The organism is Clostridium oryzae (genome assembly GCF_002029235.1).
Lineage (GTDB): Bacteria > Bacillota > Clostridia > Clostridiales > Clostridiaceae > Clostridium_AE > Clostridium_AE oryzae.
The window spans coordinates 23,422-43,427 of record NZ_MZGV01000021.1 but is presented as its reverse complement, the minus strand read 5'-3'; the positions used below and the strand labels follow the sequence as shown (position 1 = coordinate 43,427).

General features: G+C 34.6%; 19 protein-coding genes. 18 read left to right on the top strand and 1 reads right to left on the bottom strand.

Features of this window, described 5'->3' with window-relative positions; genetic code table 11:
• Positions 1–308: 308 nt before the first annotated feature.
• The 10 genes from CLORY_RS11140 (at position 309) to CLORY_RS11095 (ending at position 9,290) form a co-directional block, all read left to right on the top strand.
• The gene (locus tag CLORY_RS11140; protein ID WP_079424326.1) at positions 309–1,565 is read left to right on the top strand and encodes an ATP phosphoribosyltransferase regulatory subunit; all 1,257 of its coding nucleotides are present in this window, start codon (positions 309–311) and stop codon (positions 1,563–1,565) included.
• A 10-nt stretch (positions 1,566–1,575) separates the two neighbouring features.
• On the top strand, positions 1,576–2,208 hold the full coding sequence (gene hisG, locus CLORY_RS11135) for an ATP phosphoribosyltransferase (RefSeq protein ID WP_079424324.1): 633 nt from the start codon (positions 1,576–1,578) through the stop codon (positions 2,206–2,208).
• Positions 2,209–2,536: 328 nt separating this feature from the next.
• Positions 2,537–3,823, top strand: coding sequence for a histidinol dehydrogenase (gene hisD, locus CLORY_RS11130; protein WP_079424322.1), 1,287 nt, complete (start codon positions 2,537–2,539; stop codon positions 3,821–3,823).
• Positions 3,824–4,420, top strand: a complete 597-nt coding sequence (gene hisB / locus CLORY_RS11125; RefSeq protein ID WP_079424320.1) for an imidazoleglycerol-phosphate dehydratase HisB — start codon at positions 3,824–3,826, stop codon at positions 4,418–4,420.
• Positions 4,421–4,441: 21 nt separating this feature from the next.
• Positions 4,442–5,053, top strand: a complete 612-nt coding sequence (gene hisH / locus CLORY_RS11120) for an imidazole glycerol phosphate synthase subunit HisH (protein ID WP_079424318.1) — start codon at positions 4,442–4,444, stop codon at positions 5,051–5,053.
• Between the two features lie 18 nt (positions 5,054–5,071).
• Entirely contained in the window at positions 5,072–6,130 is a 1,059-nt protein-coding gene (gene hisC, locus CLORY_RS11115) for a histidinol-phosphate transaminase (RefSeq protein WP_079424316.1), read from the top strand.
• 29 nt (positions 6,131–6,159) lie between these two features.
• The gene (gene hisF / locus CLORY_RS11110) at positions 6,160–6,921 is read left to right on the top strand and encodes an imidazole glycerol phosphate synthase subunit HisF (RefSeq protein ID WP_079424313.1); all 762 of its coding nucleotides are present in this window, start codon (positions 6,160–6,162) and stop codon (positions 6,919–6,921) included.
• 25 nt (positions 6,922–6,946) lie between these two features.
• On the top strand, positions 6,947–7,279 hold the full coding sequence (gene hisI / locus CLORY_RS11105) for a phosphoribosyl-AMP cyclohydrolase (RefSeq protein ID WP_079424311.1): 333 nt from the start codon (positions 6,947–6,949) through the stop codon (positions 7,277–7,279).
• Between the two features lie 28 nt (positions 7,280–7,307).
• On the top strand, positions 7,308–7,625 hold the full coding sequence (hisE, locus tag CLORY_RS11100) for a phosphoribosyl-ATP diphosphatase (RefSeq protein ID WP_079424308.1): 318 nt from the start codon (positions 7,308–7,310) through the stop codon (positions 7,623–7,625).
• A gap of 234 nt (positions 7,626–7,859) precedes the next feature.
• Positions 7,860–9,290, top strand: a complete 1,431-nt coding sequence (locus CLORY_RS11095) for a S1C family serine protease (protein WP_242954397.1) — start codon at positions 7,860–7,862, stop codon at positions 9,288–9,290.
• 43 nt (positions 9,291–9,333) lie between these two features.
• Here the strand turns inward: CLORY_RS11095 and CLORY_RS11090 are convergent, their stop codons facing one another.
• Positions 9,334–11,250, bottom strand: coding sequence for an ABC-F family ATP-binding cassette domain-containing protein (locus CLORY_RS11090; protein WP_079424306.1), 1,917 nt, complete (start codon positions 11,248–11,250; stop codon positions 9,334–9,336).
• Positions 11,251–11,480: 230 nt separating this feature from the next.
• Here CLORY_RS11090 and CLORY_RS11085 point away from each other — a divergent pair, with 230 nt between their 5' ends.
• The 8 genes from CLORY_RS11085 to gltA all read left to right on the top strand — a co-directional run bounded on the left by CLORY_RS11085 (position 11,481) and on the right by gltA (position 19,877).
• Positions 11,481–12,137 carry a redox-sensing transcriptional repressor Rex gene (locus CLORY_RS11085; protein WP_079424304.1) on the top strand — a complete coding sequence of 219 codons (657 nt, stop codon included), beginning with the start codon at positions 11,481–11,483 and terminating at the stop codon, positions 12,135–12,137.
• A 142-nt stretch (positions 12,138–12,279) separates the two neighbouring features.
• Complete coding sequence (locus CLORY_RS11080) at positions 12,280–13,062, top strand: short-chain-enoyl-CoA hydratase (protein ID WP_079424302.1); 783 nt, start codon at positions 12,280–12,282, stop codon at positions 13,060–13,062.
• A 50-nt stretch (positions 13,063–13,112) separates the two neighbouring features.
• Positions 13,113–14,252, top strand: a complete 1,140-nt coding sequence (locus CLORY_RS11075) for an acyl-CoA dehydrogenase (RefSeq protein WP_079424300.1) — start codon at positions 13,113–13,115, stop codon at positions 14,250–14,252.
• A gap of 20 nt (positions 14,253–14,272) precedes the next feature.
• Complete coding sequence (locus CLORY_RS11070) at positions 14,273–15,052, top strand: electron transfer flavoprotein subunit beta/FixA family protein (protein ID WP_079424298.1); 780 nt, start codon at positions 14,273–14,275, stop codon at positions 15,050–15,052.
• A gap of 270 nt (positions 15,053–15,322) precedes the next feature.
• Positions 15,323–16,324 (top strand): electron transfer flavoprotein subunit alpha/FixB family protein, encoded by a 1,002-nt coding sequence (locus CLORY_RS11065; protein ID WP_079424296.1) that lies wholly within the window; start codon positions 15,323–15,325, stop codon positions 16,322–16,324.
• Position 16,325: 1 nt separating this feature from the next.
• Positions 16,326–17,174 carry a 3-hydroxybutyryl-CoA dehydrogenase gene (locus CLORY_RS11060; protein ID WP_079424294.1) on the top strand — a complete coding sequence of 283 codons (849 nt, stop codon included), beginning with the start codon at positions 16,326–16,328 and terminating at the stop codon, positions 17,172–17,174.
• Between the two features lie 390 nt (positions 17,175–17,564).
• Positions 17,565–18,446 carry a sulfide/dihydroorotate dehydrogenase-like FAD/NAD-binding protein gene (locus tag CLORY_RS11055; RefSeq protein ID WP_079424292.1) on the top strand — a complete coding sequence of 294 codons (882 nt, stop codon included), beginning with the start codon at positions 17,565–17,567 and terminating at the stop codon, positions 18,444–18,446.
• Positions 18,447–18,494: 48 nt separating this feature from the next.
• A complete protein-coding gene (gltA, locus tag CLORY_RS11050; RefSeq protein WP_079424289.1) occupies positions 18,495–19,877 on the top strand; it encodes an NADPH-dependent glutamate synthase in 1,383 nt (460 codons plus the stop codon).
• Positions 19,878–20,006 lie beyond the last annotated feature (129 nt).

Here is a 20,006-nt window from a genome sequence, read left to right as displayed (position 1 = left end):
AATTTATATAAGTTGTAATAAAGTTCTTACATTGTGGCTTCTAAAATATCACTGCGAAATAGGTTCGACCCTAGGATGTTTTAGAAGTCAGAATGTATTAGAACTTTCACAACTTATTCATTCTCATCAAATTAATTATAATAAAGCAGTTTGTTATTAATGAATATTTTTTTATATTCTTGTTAAGTATAAACAATATTGCATGCAAATTCAACTTAATTGATTATTGACAAAAATGCAATTAGCTGATAATATTTTAGTATATTAGCGAGCTAAAGTGATAAAGCGAAAATGGGTTGGTGAAATTAATGGTGAAATGGAAAAAAAATATACCTGAAGGTACAAGGGACATACTGTTTCAAGATTGTGCTGATAAGAAATTTATAGAAAATACGTTAAGAAAAATATATGTGGATAGAGGATTTCTAGAGGTTATTACTCCGACACTGGAGTTTTATGATGTGTTTGATGGAGAGGAACAGGGCATAGAACAAGAGAAACTATATAAACTTTTTGATAATCACGGCAGGATACTTACAGTTAGGCCAGACATAACTATTCCGATCGCAAGGTTATCCGGAACAAAACTTAGAGATAGTTATTATCCATTAAGATTCTGTTACTGTGAGAATGTATTTAGAGCTAATGAAAATCTTAATGGAAAGAGAAATGAATTTACTCAATCTGGAGTTGAAATAATAGGTTCAGCAGATTTAAAGGCAGATATAGAGCTTATAGCATTGGCAGTAAAAGCTTTACGTGAAACAGGAATAGAAAATTTTAAGATAGAGTTAGGACATGCTGAATTTTTTAAGGGAATAGTACAAGGATTACCGCTGGACGATGATGATAAAGAAAAAATAAGAGGATACATTGAAAATAAGAATTATGGTTCACTTGGAAATATGCTCATGGAAAAAGAAGATATATTAGAGAAAAAGGATATCGAAATACTTAATTTATTTCCGTCACTTTTTGGTGATGTAAGTGTAATTAATAAGGCTAGAAAATATACTAATAATAAAAAATCGGAAGAAGCGCTGAACAGCCTAGAATATATGTATATAAGACTTAAGGAGATGGGATTGTCGCAATATATATATATGGATTTAGGAATGGTACATCATCTTGATTATTATACAGGGCTTATTTTCAGAGGATATATTGAAGGTGCCGGAGATGATGTCCTTTATGGAGGAAGATATGATAACCTTGTTAGTAATTTCGGAGTAGATGTGCCTGCCACAGGTTTTGCAATAGATGTTGATGGAATCTTGGAAGTGTTGAATAAACAAAATAGATTAAAACATATAAACGTGAATGCAGATTATATAGTTCATTGTGCAGTTGAATTATTTAATGTAGCTAATAATATTTCGGACAAAATAGTTCAGAGTGGTTCGAAATGTGAACTTTCACTTTTTACAGATACGCAGGATACTATAGAGTATGCAGAGAAGAAGAAAATTAAAAATATCATATTCGTAAATAGCCATGAGGAAATCTTGCTATATGATACGGCAAGCAAGGTGATAAAAAAATTTGAAGCTGAATTTATAATTTAGGGTGATTAGAATGAATAATATTAAAATTGCACTTACAAAAGGAAGACTTGAAAAAGGGGCTGTTGAAATATTCGAAGCTATAGGAATTGATTGCAGCCAGCTTAAAAATAAAGGAAGAAAACTTATTTTTCATGAAGATACGAGAAATTTGGATTTCTTTCTGGCTAAAGCAAGCGATGTTGTAACATACGTGGAGCATGGTGTAGCGGATATCGGTGTTGTGGGAAAGGATACTCTGATGGAAAGCGGGGGAAACTACTATGAAATGGTAGATTTAAATATAGGTAAGTGTAAATTCATAGTAGCTTCAAAGCCTGAAACTGACATATATGGTGGATATGCTAATAAGAAAATAGCAACTAAGTATCCACGTGTTGCTAGAGAATTTTTTGCAAAAAAAGGTATAGAGGTTGAGATAATAAAGATAGAAGGTTCAGTAGAACTTGCACCTATATTAGGACTTTCTGATGCCATCGTAGATATTATGGAAACAGGGACTACTTTGAAGGAAAATGGTCTAGTTGTTCTTGAAGATGTATGTGATATAAGCGCTAGAATGATCGTTAATGTAGCAAGTCTTAAAATGAAAAGAGAAGAAATACAAAAATTTATAGAAGATGTAAGAGGGTATGTTGGAAAATAAGAGTAAAGAGTAAAGAGAAAAGAGTAAAGAGAAGGTTAAAATTCAGACGGGCTGAAATTTGATTGTATAGATAATGCTAATTATTTAAATAATACTTTTGGAATATTAGGCATTATCTTAGTTTTTAAAAAGTTATCGCTGATAATCAGATTTAAATTCTCAGAAATTCTGCATAGCAGAATTTCTTCCTTCACTTTTCTCTCTACTCTTTACTCTTTTCTCTTACCTATTTAAAGCATACACTAACTACTTAATATTATCTTCTTTTAATTCACTTTCTTGGTTCGCAATTTATTGAAATTATTAATTATTGAAGGGAGTAATTGATATGATTGAAATAATAAAATCTGATGGAAATATTGAAAAACAGTGCATAGAAAATCTGAAGTCTCGAAGCAGCGAGGTTACACAAGAGGTTATAAATATCGTAGATTGTATCATAAAGGATGTAAAAAAGTACGGTGATGATTCACTTAGTGAGTATACGGAAAAGTTTGATAAGGTAACATTAAGAGATTTTTATGTTACAGAAGATGAATTTAAAGAAGCTATGGCAGTGGTGGATAAAGATTTTATTAAAGCACTTAACATAGCTAAGAAAAATATTCAAGAATTTCATGAAAATCAAAAGCAGAAATCCTGGATGATGACAAGAGAAAAGGGCGTGTTGCTTGGACAGAAGGTTAGAGCTATAGAAACGGTTGGACTTTATGTACCAGGAGGAACAGCAGCGTATCCGTCTTCAGTACTTATGAATGCGATACCTGCCAAAGTTGCTGGAGTAAAAAATCTCGTTATGGTAACCCCTCCTATGGAAGATGGAAAGATAAATCCTAATATATTGGCAGCTGCACGTATCGCAGGTGTAGATAAGGTTTATAAAATAGGGGGGGCGCAGGCAATAGCAGCATTGGCTTTTGGAACAAAGTCGATCCCGAAGGTAGATAAAATTGTTGGACCAGGAAATATCTATGTTGCTACAGCTAAGAGGAGTGTTTTTGGTTATGTAGATATAGATATGATAGCAGGACCCAGCGAAATACTTATAGTAGCAGATGAGGAGGCTAATGCCGAATATGTAGCGGCAGACCTGATGTCACAAGCTGAACATGATATGATGGCATCAGCAATACTTATTACGAATTCTATTGAATTGGCTCAAAATGTGCGACAGGAACTTATTAAGCAGGTAGAAGGTTTAAGCAGGAAAAATATCATTGAAAAATCCTTAGAGAATTATGGTGCAATAATAGTGACGCCAGACATAAAAACAGCAGTAGATGTAGCTAATGATATTGCTCCTGAGCATCTAGAACTTATGGTGAGGGAACCTATGACACTTTTGGGAGATGTAAAAAACGCAGGCTCAATATTTCTCGGGCAATATGCTCCTGAGCCATTAGGAGATTATATAGCAGGTCCTAACCATGTACTGCCTACAAGTGGTACAGCTAAGTTCTTCTCACCTCTTTCGGTAGATAGTTTTATAAAAAAATCAAGTTTTATCTATTATACGGAGGAGGCCTTTGGAGATATTGGAAAATATGCTGTCAAGTTAGCTGAAACAGAAGGACTTACAGCACATGCGAATTCCATTAAAGTGAGGTTGAAGTAAATGGGTGAAAAAAATAGAACGGCAGTTGAAAACAGAACTACTAAGGAGACTTCTATTGAAGTTAGTCTTAATCTGGATGGTAAGGGTGCAGGAAATATATCAACTGGAATAGGATTCTTTGATCATATGCTTAATTTATTTATAGCCCATGGAAGAATGGATACAAATATCAAAGTTAATGGAGATTTAGATGTGGATAGCCATCATACGGTTGAGGATGTAGGCATAGTTATTGGAAATTGCATAAAAAAAGCTCTTGGAGATAAGAAAGGGATAAACAGATACGGGACTGCTTATGTGCCTATGGATGAGGCGTTAGCTTTTGTTTCATTGGATATCAGTGGAAGAGCGTTTTTAGTATTTGATGCAGAATTTACTGTGGATTTGCTTGGAGGTTTTCAGACAGAGATGGTAGAGGAATTCTTTAGAGCTGTAGCTTTTAATGCAGGTATAACTCTTCATATAAAAGTTATGTATGGTAAGAATAATCATCATATGATAGAAGCTATCTTTAAGGCTTTCGGAAGAGCGCTTAATCAAGCCGTGACGATCGATCCAACAATTGAAGGAATTATGTCAACAAAAGGAATTTTATAATTTGAAAGGAGGAAGGCAGCTATGATAGGTATAATTGATTATGGCATGGGAAATTTACGTAGTGTTCAAAAGGCACTGGAGAGTTTAGGCAAGGATGCTGTGATAAGCTCTGAAAAGAAGGTGCTCAATGATTGTTCTGGCCTTATACTTCCGGGTGTAGGAGCTTTTCCTGATGCTATGCAAAATCTTAGGCAGAATTCATTAGATGAATTTATACTAGACTACACAAAAAAAGGGAATATGCTCTTGGGTATATGTCTTGGTATGCAGCTGCTTTTTAAAGTTGGTTACGAATTTCATACTTGTGAAGGGCTTGGCCTTCTGGACGGAAGTATTGAAAAACTCACTACAAATCTAAAGATACCTCATATGGGTTGGAATAATATATCTATATGCAAAGATACACCTTTGCTGGCAGGTATTAGAGATGGAAGTTATGTTTACTTTGTCCATTCCTTTTATGCTAATATGGGAAACACTGAAGATCTAAATGCATATGCGGATTATGGTCAAAGGGTTACAGCTGTAGTAAGCAGGGACAATGTGTACGGTACCCAGTTTCACCCGGAGAAGAGCGGCGATGTTGGTATAAAAATGCTGTCTAACTTTGCTGAGATGATTAAAAAGAGTTAATTAAAGGAAGTGTGGAAGTTGAACAAGTATTGGAGTAATATAACTAATCAAATAGAGCCTTATGTTTGTGGAGAACAGCCTCAGGATAAGAAATATATAAAATTAAATACAAATGAGAGTCCTTATGGACCGTCACCAAAAGTTATTGAAGCTATAAATAAATGCACTAACGATGATTTAAGATTATACCCTGACCCAAATTGTCAACGTCTTAAATCAGCTGCTGCAAAGTACTACAATTTGAAGGCTGATCAGATTTTTGTCGGAAATGGTTCTGATGAGGTATTGGCATTTTCTTTTCTGGCTTTTTTTAACCCGGATAATCCTATAATTTTTCCAGATATAAGCTACAGTTTCTATCCTGTTTATGGTGAATTATACAATATAAATTATAAGCAGATACCATTAAGTGAAGACTTCTCAATAACACCAGAAGACTATAGCTGTGAAAATGGAGGAGTGGTGATTCCAAATCCAAATGCACCTACGGGCAGGTATCTAGAGATTAAGGAGATTAAGAAAATTTTAGATAGTAACATTGAAAAAGTAGTAATAATTGATGAAGCGTATATAGATTTCGGCGGAGAAAGCGCAGTTTCAATAGTTAACGATTATCCTAATCTTTTAGTGATACAGACTATGTCCAAATCTAGATGTCTTGCTGGTATGAGAATAGGTATAGCTATGGGGCAGAAACATCTTATTGATGCGTTGGAAAGAATTAAGAATTCATTTAATTCATATACGGTAGATAGATTAGCAGCCGCTGCAGGAGAAGCAGCCCTGTTAGATAAGCAGTATCTTAAGGAGTGCACTTCAAAGATTATAAATACAAGAGAAAATGTTATAAATCAATTAAAAGAACTAGATTTTGATATAATACCTTCAAAGACAAACTTCATATTTGCAAAACATAGAAAAGTAAGTGGTAATGAGTTGTTTATGAAGCTCAAAGAAAAAGCGGTGCTCGTAAGACATTTTAATAAACCTAGGATAAAAGATTATCTAAGAATAACAATAGGGTCTGATCATGATATGAAAATGGTTATAGAAAGACTTAAAGAAATACTGTCATAATTTATTGTATTAGAAAAGAGGTGAAAAGCTTGCTTACAAAGAGAATTATACCTTGTCTTGATGTAAATATGGGAAGAGTTGTAAAAGGAATAAATTTTATAAATCTAAAGGATGTAGGTGACCCGGTAGAGATAGCTGAGTTTTATAATAAGGAAGGTGCAGATGAAATTGTATTTCTTGATATAACGGCTACCCATGAAGGAAGAAATACGATGATTGATGTGGTTAGAAAAACTGCAGAGAAAGTTTTTATACCTCTTACTGTTGGCGGCGGCATAAGAACCCTTGACGATTTTAAGGATATATTAAGAGCAGGAGCGGATAAGATATCTGTAAATTCCGCTGCTATACGTGATCCAGAGCTTGTTGCTAGAGCGGCGGATCGTTTTGGAAGCCAATGCGTCGTAGTAGCCATGGATGCGAGAAAGAGGCAGGATGGTTCGGGCTGGAACATAGTTATTAATGGAGGAAGAATAGATACAGGAATAGATACGCTTGAATGGGTAGAAAGAGTACAAAGCCTTGGTGCAGGAGAAATACTATTAACTAGCATGGACACTGATGGCACTAAGAATGGCTATGATATAGAGCTTACTGAAGCTGTAACGTCAGCCTGTAAAATACCAGTGATAGCCTCAGGAGGCTGTGGAGCTCTCGAACATTTCTATGATGTATTCCAGGATACAGGGGCAGATGCAGCATTAGCAGCCTCATTATTCCATTATAGGGAACTTACCATCAAGCAAGTAAAGGAATACCTTAGAAATAGAGAAGTTCAGGTAAGACTTTAAAAATACTTTAGAAGGATGAAAATATATGAGAGTAGAAGATATAGTAAAGCTTGTGGATTTTAACAAAGGTGATGGTCTTGTGCCTGCTATAGTTCAGGATTATGAAACAAAAGAGGTCCTTATGCTGGCATATATGAATGAAGAATCACTTACGAAAACAGTCGAAACAGGCAAGACTTGGTTTTGGAGCAGGTCTAGGAAAAGTTTTTGGAATAAAGGTGAGACATCAGGTCATTATCAATATGTAAAAGATATAAGTGTAGATTGTGATGGAGACACACTGCTTATTACTGTGGAACAGATAGGTGCTGCCTGCCATACAGGTAATAAGACCTGTTTTTACAGAAGTTTTAAGTAAGAAATTATAGATATTGTGGAGGAAAAAAATGAAAAGCGAATTATTAGAGGAATTATATGAAGTAATTGCAGATAGAAGGGAAAATCCTGTAGAGGATTCTTATACTAACTACCTTTTTACAAAAGGCTTGGACAAGATTTTAAAGAAGGTTGGAGAGGAAAGTACAGAAGTAATAATAGCAGCTAAAAATTCGGATAATAGTGAAACAGTTTATGAGATATGTGACCTTGCATATCATATTATGGTGCTTATGGTGGAGAAAGGCATAAAACTTGAAGATATAGAAGCAGAGCTTGAAAAAAGAAGGCAGAAGATTGGAAACAAGAAGCCTTCGAGAAGAGATTAATTAATAGGAAAGAGTAAAGAGAAAAGTGAAGGTAGGAATTCAGCTGTGCTGAATTCCTTTTTGGTTTATAGACAAGTAGAATTAGAAATAGACAATGAGGAACGAAAGAATAAATTTAATTGTTAACATTTTAAAAATTAGTAACAGACATGACACCAAATTGTCACATAGTAACTTTATTATATAACCATAGAGTGATTACGGAATAAAAAATTACATGGAGGTAAGCTTAATATGAGTGATTTCGAAAATAGAGATTTAAATAATGATAAAAATGAAAATGATTATACTAGCAACGGAACTGCAGGAGATAATTTTTATATGTACCAAGATAAAGAGAGCAATGATTCGACACAGGAAATTCCGGTACAAGATGACAAAGACAGCTATTCATCATACGAATTTAATTCACAAAATTATGATTCGAAGGAGGAGAGGACTATGCCTATTATATCTAGATATTCCGGAGACAATGAAGATATGACTAATACTCAAAAGAAGAGAAAAAGGAAGGGATTAAGCAGAGTACTTTCTTATGTGCTAGTTGGTGTTTTTTCTGCAACTATAGGGGGGGGTGCTGTTTTAGCTTCAACTCTGTATTTATTGCCAAATTCATCAGCATTTAAAAATACTCCTTTATATAAGAGTGTTGCAGCGTCTACCAATACTTCCAAAAACGGTAACTCTCAGAGTGCAGCAAGTTATAATGTGGATAACACATCCACTGAAACCAAAAGCAGCGGACTTTCAGTAACTCAGATAGCTAAGAAAGTCGGACCAGCAGTAGTAGGTGTATCAACTAAGAGTATAACGAGCACTGATGACTTTTGGGGAGGGCAAAATGAAGTTGATGGTATAGGATCTGGAATGATAATAAATGAACAAGGTTATGTGTTAACTAATTATCATGTTGTAAAAGATGCTCAATCTGTAAAAGTAATTCTATATACTGGAAAAGAAGTGTCAGCTAAAGTAGTAAATTGGGATCAAGCTTACGATGTGGCTATTGTAAAGATAACAGATAATGTAAAGATGCCTGGTGTAGTGGAACTTGGTGATTCTGATTCACTTCAGGTAGGAGAAACTACAGTAGCTATAGGAAACCCGCTTGGTAAAGAGTTCCTTGGAACAGTCACTAGTGGTATTGTAAGTGCAGTTAACAGAACAATAGATAGCAGCAATAAGCTAAAATATATACAGACAGATACAGCAATCAACAGCGGAAACAGTGGCGGACCATTATTAAATTCAAAAGGACAGGTAATTGGAATAAATACTGCGAAGATAAACAATCAAAGCAGTGATACTACAGTAGAAGGAATGGGATTTGCAATACCAATAAATACTGTAAAGAGTAAGATTAAAAATCTTTCAAAACCTATACTTCTTATGGGAATATCAGCATACGACTACAATAAACAACAATTTGCTCAATATAATTATCCAAAAGGAGTATATGTTCAGACAGTAGAAGACTTTAGTCCGGCAGAAAAAGCAGGATTAAGAACAGGTGATATAATACTTAAATTTGATGGTAAGGCTGTAAGTAGTGTAAGTGAAATCAATGAGTTAAAAGCAAAGCATAAGGCAGGAGATAAAGTTTCAATTGAGATAAGCAGAGATGGTAAGAAACTAAACCTTACTTTAGGTCTTGTTGCAAAATAGTGAATCAATATATTAGAAATCAATAGCATAAGAATGGGAAGAACTACATTAGTTCTTCCCATTCTTCATATAATCCATCAATTGCTTCTTGCAGTTGTTGAATTTGTTTGTTTACTTCTTGACTTTTTTCCGGGTTAGAATAGACTTCCTCAAGGCAAAGAGCTTCATTCAGTTTTTTTAATTCCTCTTCGTTTTTAGCTATGGCTTCTTCTATATCCTTAACTCGTTTTTTTTCTTCACGGAGTTTCTTTTCCTGTTCACGTTTTTTCCTTTTTTCTTCCTGCTGCTTAGTTTTAGTGACTCCATTCCCCGAGGAGTCTATTATGTCAAATCTGTTGGGATTTTTCTTCTTTTCAATATAGTAGCTGTAATTGCCTAGATATTCTTTTATGCATGCAGGCTCTAGTTCAAATATTTTAGTAGCTATCTTGTTTAGAAAATATCTGTCATGGGATATTACGAGTAAAGTGCCGTCATAATCAAGTATGGCATCCTCTAAAGCTTCTCTTGAAGCTATATCTAAGTGATTTGTAGGCTCATCTAGAAGAAGAAAATTATTCTTGTAAAGCATCAGCTTTAAAAGATTTATTCTGCATCTTTCACCACCACTTAGATTAGATACCTGCTTAAATACATCATCACCAATAAATAAGAAAGCAGCTAAGGCATTTCTTACCTCTGTAGTAGTCATTTCAGGAAAGTCATCCCATACTTCATCAATTACTGTTTTATCCATATTCAAATCAGATTGTTCCTGATCATAATATCCTATGTTTACATTTCGGCCTATACTTACTACACCCGTATCAGGTCTTATTTTTTCTAAGATAATTTTGAATAGTGTCGTTTTTCCTATACCATTTTGGCCTATCAAGGCAACCTTATCCGTCCTTTTTAAATCAAAAGATATATCATGAAACAGGACTCTTTCATCAAAGCCTTTTGACAACTTATCTATATGGAGTACATCATTACCGCTTTGAATAGAACTTTTAAAACTTATTCTAGTAGGAGGACCTTCTTTAACAGGAGCTTCCAGTCTTTCAATCTTTTCTAATGCCTTTTCACGGCTTTCAGCAGCTTTAATGCTTTTTTCACGGTTAAAAGAGCGATACTTTTCTATAATCTTTTCCTGCCTCTTTATCTCAGCCTGTTGAAGATTATAGGCTTTTAATTCAACTTCATACTCTTTTTTTCGAAGATCAATGAATTTGGTGTAATTTCCAGCATATCCTTTTATTTTTCCCTGAATCATTTCGTAAGTATAATTTGTGACAGAGTCCAAAAAATATCTATCATGTGATATTACAAGTACAGTTCCTTTATATGATTTTAAATAATCCTCAAGCCACTCTATCGCATCGAGATCAAGATGGTTAGTAGGTTCATCCAGAAGTATAACAGAGGGCTTAGTAAGCAGCAATTTACAGAGTGCTACTCTGGTTTTTTGTCCACCACTAAGGATATTTATGCTTTTATCAAAGTCTTCATTAATAAAACCTAATCCAAGCAACACCTTGCTAATCTCAGCTTTATAAGTATATCCGCCTCTGCTCTCAAAAAGATCACAGGCTGTTGTATAATCACTTATAACTTTGTTATGAAGATCTTCCCTTGTACTATCGTAAGGCTCATTCATTTTTTGTTCGAGGAGCTTTATTTTGTTTTCCAATCGAAGAAGATCACTAAATACTTTCTCAAGTTCAGAATAAATTGTACTGTCATTATCTAAAGAAAGGTGTTGTGATAAATAGCCTATGGTCTTACCTTTATCAATAAATATTTCACCGCTGTCTTGAGACGTCTCTCCAGTCAGAATCCTAAAGAGAGTAGATTTACCAGCTCCATTAGGACCGATCAACCCTACTTTATCTCCTTCATTTAAACTAAACGTAACATCTTCTAAAACTACATCTATACCAAAGCTTTTCTGTATGTTTTTACAGCTTAAAACTATCAATTTATATTCCTCCGTTTTGATAATATATCTAATAGCATATATTAAATAGTAACATATTAAATGTATTACAGGCAAATACTATGTAATATATTTAAAATACGTTGTAAATAAGTTGACATTATTGTTATTGTTTAATATCATTTATTAAGATGCATTCATATTGCTAATAATAAGAGCTGGATTACATATTGTTTATCTGTATGACTTATTGGAATATAAAGAGGTGGAACATGGATAAAAAGAAAAATATATCAATGGCAGTTATAAAGAGACTCCCAAAGTACCATAGGTATTTACAAGAGATGCTGAATAATGATATAGATAGGATATCTTCGAAAGATTTAAGTGAAAAGATAGGTTTTACTGCTTCTCAGATAAGGCAGGATTTAAATTGCTTTGGAGATTTTGGACAGCAAGGATATGGATATAATGTACGTGATCTATATACGGCTATAGGAAATATTTTAGGATTAACTAGAGAGTATAAAACTATAATAGTCGGTGCGGGTAATATCGGCCAGGCTATAGCAAATTATACAAGATTTGAAAAGGTAGGATTTAGTCTTCAGGGCATTTTTGATATAAACCCAAAACTTACTGGCATGAAGATAAGGGATGTTGAAATAAGAGACATCGATGAGCTGTCTTCTTACGTAAAGACTAATCATGTAGATATTGGGATAATATGTGTACCTAGGATAAATGCACAAAAAGTATGTGATATATTAGTCAATAATGGGATAAAAGGGATATGGAATTTTGCACCAGTTGATTTAAATGTTCCAGAGGATGTTGTGACAGAAAATGTACATTTGAGCGAAAGCTTAATGACATTATCATATTTAATCAATGAAAAAGAAAAAGATCAGCAAAAAAGTGAAAAATAAAATAAAATATAATACTGGTATATATTGAAATACATATTCCAAATGTATATAATGTAATTGGAGCGTTTTAGCTTCAATTATTTTTAAATTTGATTGTTATATAATTAACAAGTGCTTAAATAGATCGAAGGAGGATCATTTAATGGAATTGAACAATGTTATCCTTGAAAAAGAGGGAAAAGTAGCAATCGTAACAATTAACAGACCAAAAGCTTTAAATGCATTAAATTCAGCAACACTTAAGGATCTTGATGTAGTAATCGATGAACTTGAGAAAGATGATGACATCTATGCTGTAATAGTAACTGGTTCAGGCGAAAAAGCATTTGTTGCCGGGGCTGATATAACTGAAATGAAGGATTTAAGTACTATTGAAGCAAGAAAATTTTCTTCCCTTGGTAATAAAGTTTTTAGAAGACTTGAGAACCTAGAAAAGCCAGTAATTGCAGCAGTAAACGGCTTTGCATTAGGGGGAGGCTGTGAGCTTTCTCTATCCTGTGATATAAGAATAGCATCTGAAAAGGCTAAGTTTGGCCAGCCAGAAACTGGACTTGGAATTACACCTGGCTTTGGTGGAACTCAAAGACTTGCAAGGCTTGTTGGAACTGGAGTTGCAAAGGAATTAATATATACATGTAAAATCGTAAAAGCTGATGAAGCTTTAAGGGTAGGATTAGTAAATAAAGTGGTAGAACCTGAAAAATTGATGGAAGAAGCTAAAGCTATGGCAACTGCTATAGCAGCAAATGCTCCTATAGCAGTTAAACTAAGTAAGGTAGCTATAAACAGAGGAATTCAATGTGATATTGATACTGCAGTTATGTATGAAGCAGAAGCTTTCGGAGAATGTTTCTCTACTGAGGATCAGACTGAAGGAATGACTGCATTTGTAGAAAAAAGGGATAAAAGCTTTAAAAATAAATAATAATTATATATAAGTCCATATTTATTAGAATATGAGGAGGTAAAGGATAAATGGATTTCGCATTAACAAGAGAACAAGAATTAGTTAGACAGATGGTTAAAGAATTTGCAGAAAATGAAGTTAAACCTATAGCAGCTGAGATTGATGAGACAGAAGAATTTCCTATGGAAAACGTAAAGAAAATGGCTAAATACGGTTTCTTCGGTATTCCTTTCAAAAGTGAATTTGGTGGAGCAAATGGAGATTATCTATCATACATCCTTGCAGTAGAAGAGCTTTCAAAGGCATGTGCAACTACTGGAGTTATACTTTCAGCTCATGTTTCACTTTGCGCATCAGTAATAAATGAATTTGGTACACCAGCACAAAAAGAAAAATATTTGCCACCACTTGCAAAAGGTGAAGTGTTAGGTGCTTTTGGATTAACAGAGCCTGGTGCTGGAACAGATGCAGCTGGACAGCAGACTGTAGCAGTTCTTGATGGTGATCATTATGTATTAAACGGATCAAAAATATTCATCACTAATGGTGGAGTAGCAGATACTTTCATAATATTTGCAATGACTGATAGAAGCAAAGGAACAAAAGGAATATCAGGTTTCATAGTTGAGAAGAGCTTCCCAGGATTCTCCATTGGTAAAATTGAAAACAAGATGGGTATTAGAGCATCTTCGACTGCAGAGCTTGTTATGGAAAACTGCATAGTTCCAAAAGAAAACTTACTTGGACAAGAAGGCAAAGGCTTTGGTATAGCAATGAAAACTCTTGATGGAGGAAGAATTGGTATAGCAGCTCAAGCTCTTGGTATAGCAGAAGGAGCATTTAACGAAGCAGTTGCTTATTTAAAAGAAAGAAAGCAGTTTGGCAGATCATTATCAAAATTCCAGGGACTTCAATGGATGGTAGCAGATATGGAAGTTGCAATTGAATCTGCTAGATATTTAGTATATAAAGCTGCTTGGAATAAACAAAATGGACTTCCTTATACAGTTGATGCGGCTAGAGCAAAACTACATGCAGCAAATGTAGCTATGGAAGTTACAACTAAAGCAGTTCAGTTATTTGGTGGATATGGTTACACTAAGGAATATCCAGTTGAGAGAATGATGAGAGATGCTAAGATAACAGAGATCTACGAAGGAACTTCACAGGTTCAGCAGATGGTTATCGGCGGTCATATATTGAAATAATTAATGCAGGAGGAATAAGAATGAATATAGTAGTATGTTTAAAACAAGTACCAGACACTACAGCTGTTAAGATAGATCCTAAGACAGGAACTTTGATAAGAGAAGGAGTACCTTCGATAATCAATCCTGAAGATAAGAATGCTTTAGAGGAAGCATTAAAAATAAAAGATAATAATGGAGCAACTGTTACAGTTATAAGCATGGGACCTCCTCAGGCTAAGAATGCACTTAGAGAAGCTCTTTCAATGGGAGCAGATGAAGCTATACTTATAACAGATAGAGCATTTGGTGGAGCTGATACACTAGCTACTTCAAATACAATAGCAGGAGCTTTGAAAAAACTTGACTATGATATAATATTTGCTGGAAGACAGGCAATAGATGGAGATACAGCACAGGTTGGACCAGAAATCGCTGAGCATCTTGGAATACCACAGGTAACTTATGTTCAAGAAGTTAAAGTTGAAGGAAATAAGCTTATAATAAATAAAGCTTTAGAGGATGGTTATGAAATAGTTGAAGTTAATACTCCAGTACTTCTTACAGCTATAAAAGAACTTAACACTCCAAGATATATGAATGCAAAAGATATATTTGCATCTGCAAATAAGGAAATAAAGATGTGGACTGCTGCTGATATAGATGTTGATCCAGCAAAGCTTGGATTAAAAGGCTCACCTACAAAGGTTAAGAAGTCAATGACTAAAGAACTTAAGGGTGCCGGTGAAATTGTTAATAAGCCTGCAGATGAAGCGGTATCATATGTAATTGGTAAGCTTAAGGAGAAACACTACATCTAAAGAGAAACATTACGGAAACTTAACCTATACATAGCGAAATATCGAACGGTTCAATGATCTTTCGGGGTGTGTAGGTTAATAGTTGAAGTTGTTTATCTATATAAGTTGTAATAAAGTTCTTATATTATGGCTTCTAAAATATCACTGCTGAATCGGTTCGACCCTAGGATTTTTTAGAAGTCAGAATGTATTAGAACTTTCACAACTTATCTAGTATTTGAAAATAAAAATTAGATAATTGTACGGATAGAAATACGAGGAGGTTTTGAAATGAATATAGCAGATTACAAAGGCGTATGGGTATTTGCAGAACAGAAAAATGGTGTTTTGCAGAAGGTATCCCTTGAGCTTTTAGGTGAAGGAAAAAAGATAGCAGATAAATTAGGGGTAAAACTTACAGCATTACTTCTTGGTGAAAATGTTGGAGAGATAGCAAAAGAATTAGTTGCTTTTGGAGCAGATGAAGTTCTTGTTGCTGACAGTCCACTTCTTAAGCATTACACAACAGATGGTTATACAAAAGTTATATGTGATTTAGTTAATGAGAAAAAACCAGAAATACTTTTCATAGGTGCAACTTTCATAGGAAGAGATCTTGGACCTAGAATAGCAGCTAGACTTAGCACTGGACTTACTGCTGACTGTACTTCACTTGATATAGATGCAGAGGGAAAATTCCTTCTTGCTACAAGACCAGCTTTCGGCGGAAACCTTATGGCAACTATAGCTTGTGCTGAACACAGACCTCAGATGGCTACAGTTAGACCAGGAGTTTTTGGAAAGCTTGAGAAAGATGATAATAGACCTGGTGAAATCGTAAATGTTAAACTTGATCTTAAGGATTCAGATATAAGAACAAAGGTTGTTAAAGTAGTAAATACAGCTAAGGATCTTGTAGATATCGGAGAGGCTGAATTCATAGTATCCGGTGGTAGAGGAGTAGGAAGTGCTGAAGGCTTTAAGCTTCTTCATGAACTTGCTGATGTTCTTGGTGGAACTGTTGCTGGTTCAAGAGCTGCTGTTGATAAGGAATGGATTGAAAAGCATCTTCAAGTTGGTCAAACAGGAAAGACTGTTAAACCAAAGGTATATATAGCTTGTGGAATTTCAGGGGCTATACAGCATCTTGCAGGTATGCAGGATTCAGACTTTATAATTGCTATCAATAAAGATGCAGAGGCACCTATAATGAAAATAGCTGACTATGCTATAGTTGGTGATTTGAATAAGGTAGTTCCTGAAATGATAGCACAATTAAAGGGAGGTAAATAATATGGCAAAGGTATTTGTTCTTGGTGCAGGTACAATGGGCTCAGGAATAGCTCAGGCATTTGCAGCAAAGGGTTGTGAAGTTGTATTAAGAGATATAAAAGATGAATTTGTAGAAAGAGGACTTGGAAATATAAACAAGAGTCTTACTAAGCTTGCTTCAAAGGGTAAAATTACAGAAGAAGTTAAAGAAGAAATACTTTCAAGAATAACTGGTACAGTTGATATGAATTTAGCAGCAGACTGCGATTTAGTTGTTGAAGCAGCTGTTGAAAGAATGGATATTAAAAAGAGCATATTTGCTGAACTTGATAAGATATGTAAACCAGAAGCAATTTTATCATCAAACACTTCCTCACTTTCAATAACAGAAGTTGCATCAGCAACTAACAGACCTGATAAGGTTATAGGAATGCATTTCTTTAACCCAGCACCTGTTATGAAGCTTGTTGAGATAATAAGAGGAATAGCTACTTCCCAAGAAACTTTTGATAAAGTAAAAGCAATATCACAAGAGATTGGAAAAGAGCCAGTAGAAGTTGCAGAAGCTCCAGGATTCGTAGTTAACAGAATACTTATCCCAATGATAAACGAAGGTATAACAGTACTTGCAGAAGGTACAGCTTCAGCAGCTGATATTGATAAGGCTATGATGCTTGGTGCTAACCATCCAATGGGACCTCTTACACTTTCAGATTTCATAGGTAATGATATAGTTCTTGCAATCATGGAAGTTTTGTACAAGGAAACAGGAGATCCAAAATACAGACCTTGTCCATTACTTAAGAAATATGTAAGAGCAGGATACCTTGGAAGAAAGAGCGGAAAAGGATTCTTTGATTACAGTAAATAATATTACTTGGGAATATATTGCATAGTTATGCAGTATATACAAAAGGAGCTTACCACAGTTGGCTATACGTCGCTGTGTGAAGCTCCTTTTATCTATTGATTTGTAGCAGCTGCGTCATAAATATTATGTTCTATTTATACAATTAAATAGTGTATGTCTTTACATTACTATTAAAGTTTGATAAATTAGAGTATAAAGGAATTACGTTGTACAATATGCAGAAAATTATATTATAATAGAAAGAATTTAATGAATTTCTTTATAGATAAACAACTTAAACTATTAACTTTCTATGATGAAAATGTGTTTATGATAATATTTTGTGGCTTATATAGAGAGTTAATCAGTCATATTGGTTATCTAGTAATAAAATACTTCGGAGGTAACATTATGTATAAAATTGTTAATAAAAAGCTTCTTGCTTCTAATATCTATCTTATGGATATAGAAGCTCCAAGAGTAGCAAAATCAGCTTTGCCTGGACAATTTATTATTGTAAAAATGGATAAAAAGGGTGAAAGAATACCACTAACAATCTGTGATTACAATGCAGAAGAAGGAACTGTTACAATAGTATTTCAAACGCTGGGAGAATCAACCAAAAAAATGGCTGAATATGAAGTCAATGATACCTTCTTAGACTTTGTTGGACCATTAGGACAGCCATCTGAATTAGTTCATGAACCTATAGAAGAATTAAAGAAAAAGAATATTATGTTTATTGCAGGAGGAGTTGGTACTGCACCAGTTTATCCTCAGGTAAAATGGCTGCATGAACATGGTGTAAATGCTGATGTTATTATAGGAACTAAGACAAAGAGTACTCTTCTTTTAGAGGATGAAATGAAAAAGGTAGCAGGAAATGTATATGTAGCTACTGATGATGGTTCATATGGATTTAATGGAATGGTTACAAATTGTCTTAAAGACTTAGTTGAAAATAAAGGAAAGAAATATGATTTAGTTGTAGCTATTGGACCAATGATTATGATGAAATTTGTTGCCTTATTAACAAAGGAACTTGAAATAAAGACAGTTGTTAGCTTGAATCCTATAATGGTAGATGGAACTGGAATGTGCGGAGCTTGTAGAGTTACAGTCGGTGGACAAGTTAAATTTGCATGTGTTGACGGACCTGAATTTGACGGTCATTTGGTAAACTTTGATGAGGCTATGAGAAGGCAGGCAATGTATAAAACTGAAGAAGGTAAAAAAGTTCTCGAGAAGGTTGAAGGTGATACTCATCACGGCGGATGCGGAATGTGTCACTAGAAGTAACAATAGTGAGCTATTTAGTATAGTTTGGGGAGGAAATTATTAATGGATAGAATGAAAAGAACACCAATTAGAGAACAAGATCCAAAGGTAAGAGCTACTAATTTTGGCGAAGTATGCCTTGGATACACAGAGGAAGAGGCTATACAAGAGGCCTCTAGATGTTTAAATTGTAAGAAACCTATGTGTGTTACAAAGTGCCCAGTAACGATAAGTATTCCTGCATTTATCGCTCATGTTAAAAATGGTGAGTTTGAAGAAGCCGCAAAGGTTATAGCAAAATCTTCTGCCCTTCCAGCTGTTTGTGGAAGAGTTTGTCCACAAGAGAGCCAGTGTGAAGGAAAGTGTGTGCTTGGAATAAAAGGTGAAGCTGTAGCTATTGGAAAGCTTGAAAGATTTATTGCGGATTGGACTAGAGAACATAATGTTGATATAAATGAAACTTTACCAAGCAACGGAAAAAAGGTTGCTGTCATAGGAAGTGGTCCATCAGGGCTTACTTGTGCAGGTGATTTAGCTAAACTTGGATATGACGTAACAATATTTGAGGCACTACATGAAGCAGGAGGAGTTTTAGTTTATGGTATTCCTGAGTTTAGATTGCCAAAGGATACTGTAGTTAAGCACGAAATAGAAAATGTAAAGAAATTAGGAGTTAAGATAGAGACTAATGTTATTATTGGAAGAACATTAACTATAGATCAGATTTTGGACGAAGAAGGTTTTGATGCAGTTTTCATAGGATCAGGAGCTGGACTTCCAAGATTTATGGGGATACCTGGTGAAAATGCAAATGGAGTATTTTCAGCAAATGAGTTCCTTACTAGAAACAATCTTATGAAAGCTTTCAAAGAAGGATATGCTACTCCTGTAAAACTAGGTGATAAAGTTGCTGTAGTTGGTGGTGGAAATGTTGCTATGGATGCAGCAAGAACTGCATTAAGACTTGGAGCAGAAGTCCATATAGTTTATAGAAGATCAGCTGAGGAACTTCCAGCAAGAGCAGAAGAAGTTCATCATGCAAGGGAGGAAGGAGTTCAGTTTGATCTATTAACGAATCCGACTGAGATTATTCAAGATGAAAAGGGTTGGGTAAAAGGAATGAAATGTATCAAAATGGAGCTTGGAGAGCCTGATGCTTCTGGAAGAAGAAAGCCGGTTGAAGTTCCTGGTTCTGAGTTTATTATGGATGTTGATACAGTTATCATGTCTCTTGGTACTTCTCCAAACCCACTAATATCATCTACCACAAAAGGTCTTGAAATCAATAAGAGAAAATGTATAGTTGCAGATGAGGAAACAGGTCTTACATCTAAAGAAAAGGTATATGCAGGCGGAGATACGGTAACAGGTGCGGCTACAGTTATACTTGCTATGGGGGCAGGAAAGAAAGCTGCAAAGGCAATACATGAGTTTTTGTCTAAATAGCATAAAAAAGAGAATAGAGTAAAGAGAAAAGAGAAAAGATAAGAGAGTAGAGAACAAAGAGGAAAATTATGGGGGAATTTGGCTTATGCTGAATTCCCTTTACATTTTAGATAAAATTTTTTTAAAATG

Coding starts and splice junctions, on each gene's coding strand:
- CLORY_RS11140 (WP_079424326.1), top strand. CDS start 309: ATGGTGAAATGGAAAAAAAATATACCTGAAGGTACAAGGGACATACTG.
- hisG (WP_079424324.1), top strand. CDS start 1,576: ATGAATAATATTAAAATTGCACTTACAAAAGGAAGACTTGAAAAAGGG.
- hisD (WP_079424322.1), top strand. CDS start 2,537: ATGATTGAAATAATAAAATCTGATGGAAATATTGAAAAACAGTGCATA.
- hisB (WP_079424320.1), top strand. CDS start 3,824: ATGGGTGAAAAAAATAGAACGGCAGTTGAAAACAGAACTACTAAGGAG.
- hisH (WP_079424318.1), top strand. CDS start 4,442: ATGATAGGTATAATTGATTATGGCATGGGAAATTTACGTAGTGTTCAA.
- hisI (WP_079424311.1), top strand. CDS start 6,947: ATGAGAGTAGAAGATATAGTAAAGCTTGTGGATTTTAACAAAGGTGAT.
- hisE (WP_079424308.1), top strand. CDS start 7,308: ATGAAAAGCGAATTATTAGAGGAATTATATGAAGTAATTGCAGATAGA.
- CLORY_RS11095 (WP_242954397.1), top strand. CDS start 7,860: ATGAGTGATTTCGAAAATAGAGATTTAAATAATGATAAAAATGAAAAT.
- CLORY_RS11085 (WP_079424304.1), top strand. CDS start 11,481: ATGGATAAAAAGAAAAATATATCAATGGCAGTTATAAAGAGACTCCCA.
- CLORY_RS11080 (WP_079424302.1), top strand. CDS start 12,280: ATGGAATTGAACAATGTTATCCTTGAAAAAGAGGGAAAAGTAGCAATC.
- CLORY_RS11075 (WP_079424300.1), top strand. CDS start 13,113: ATGGATTTCGCATTAACAAGAGAACAAGAATTAGTTAGACAGATGGTT.
- CLORY_RS11070 (WP_079424298.1), top strand. CDS start 14,273: ATGAATATAGTAGTATGTTTAAAACAAGTACCAGACACTACAGCTGTT.
- CLORY_RS11065 (WP_079424296.1), top strand. CDS start 15,323: ATGAATATAGCAGATTACAAAGGCGTATGGGTATTTGCAGAACAGAAA.
- CLORY_RS11060 (WP_079424294.1), top strand. CDS start 16,326: ATGGCAAAGGTATTTGTTCTTGGTGCAGGTACAATGGGCTCAGGAATA.
- CLORY_RS11055 (WP_079424292.1), top strand. CDS start 17,565: ATGTATAAAATTGTTAATAAAAAGCTTCTTGCTTCTAATATCTATCTT.
- gltA (WP_079424289.1), top strand. CDS start 18,495: ATGGATAGAATGAAAAGAACACCAATTAGAGAACAAGATCCAAAGGTA.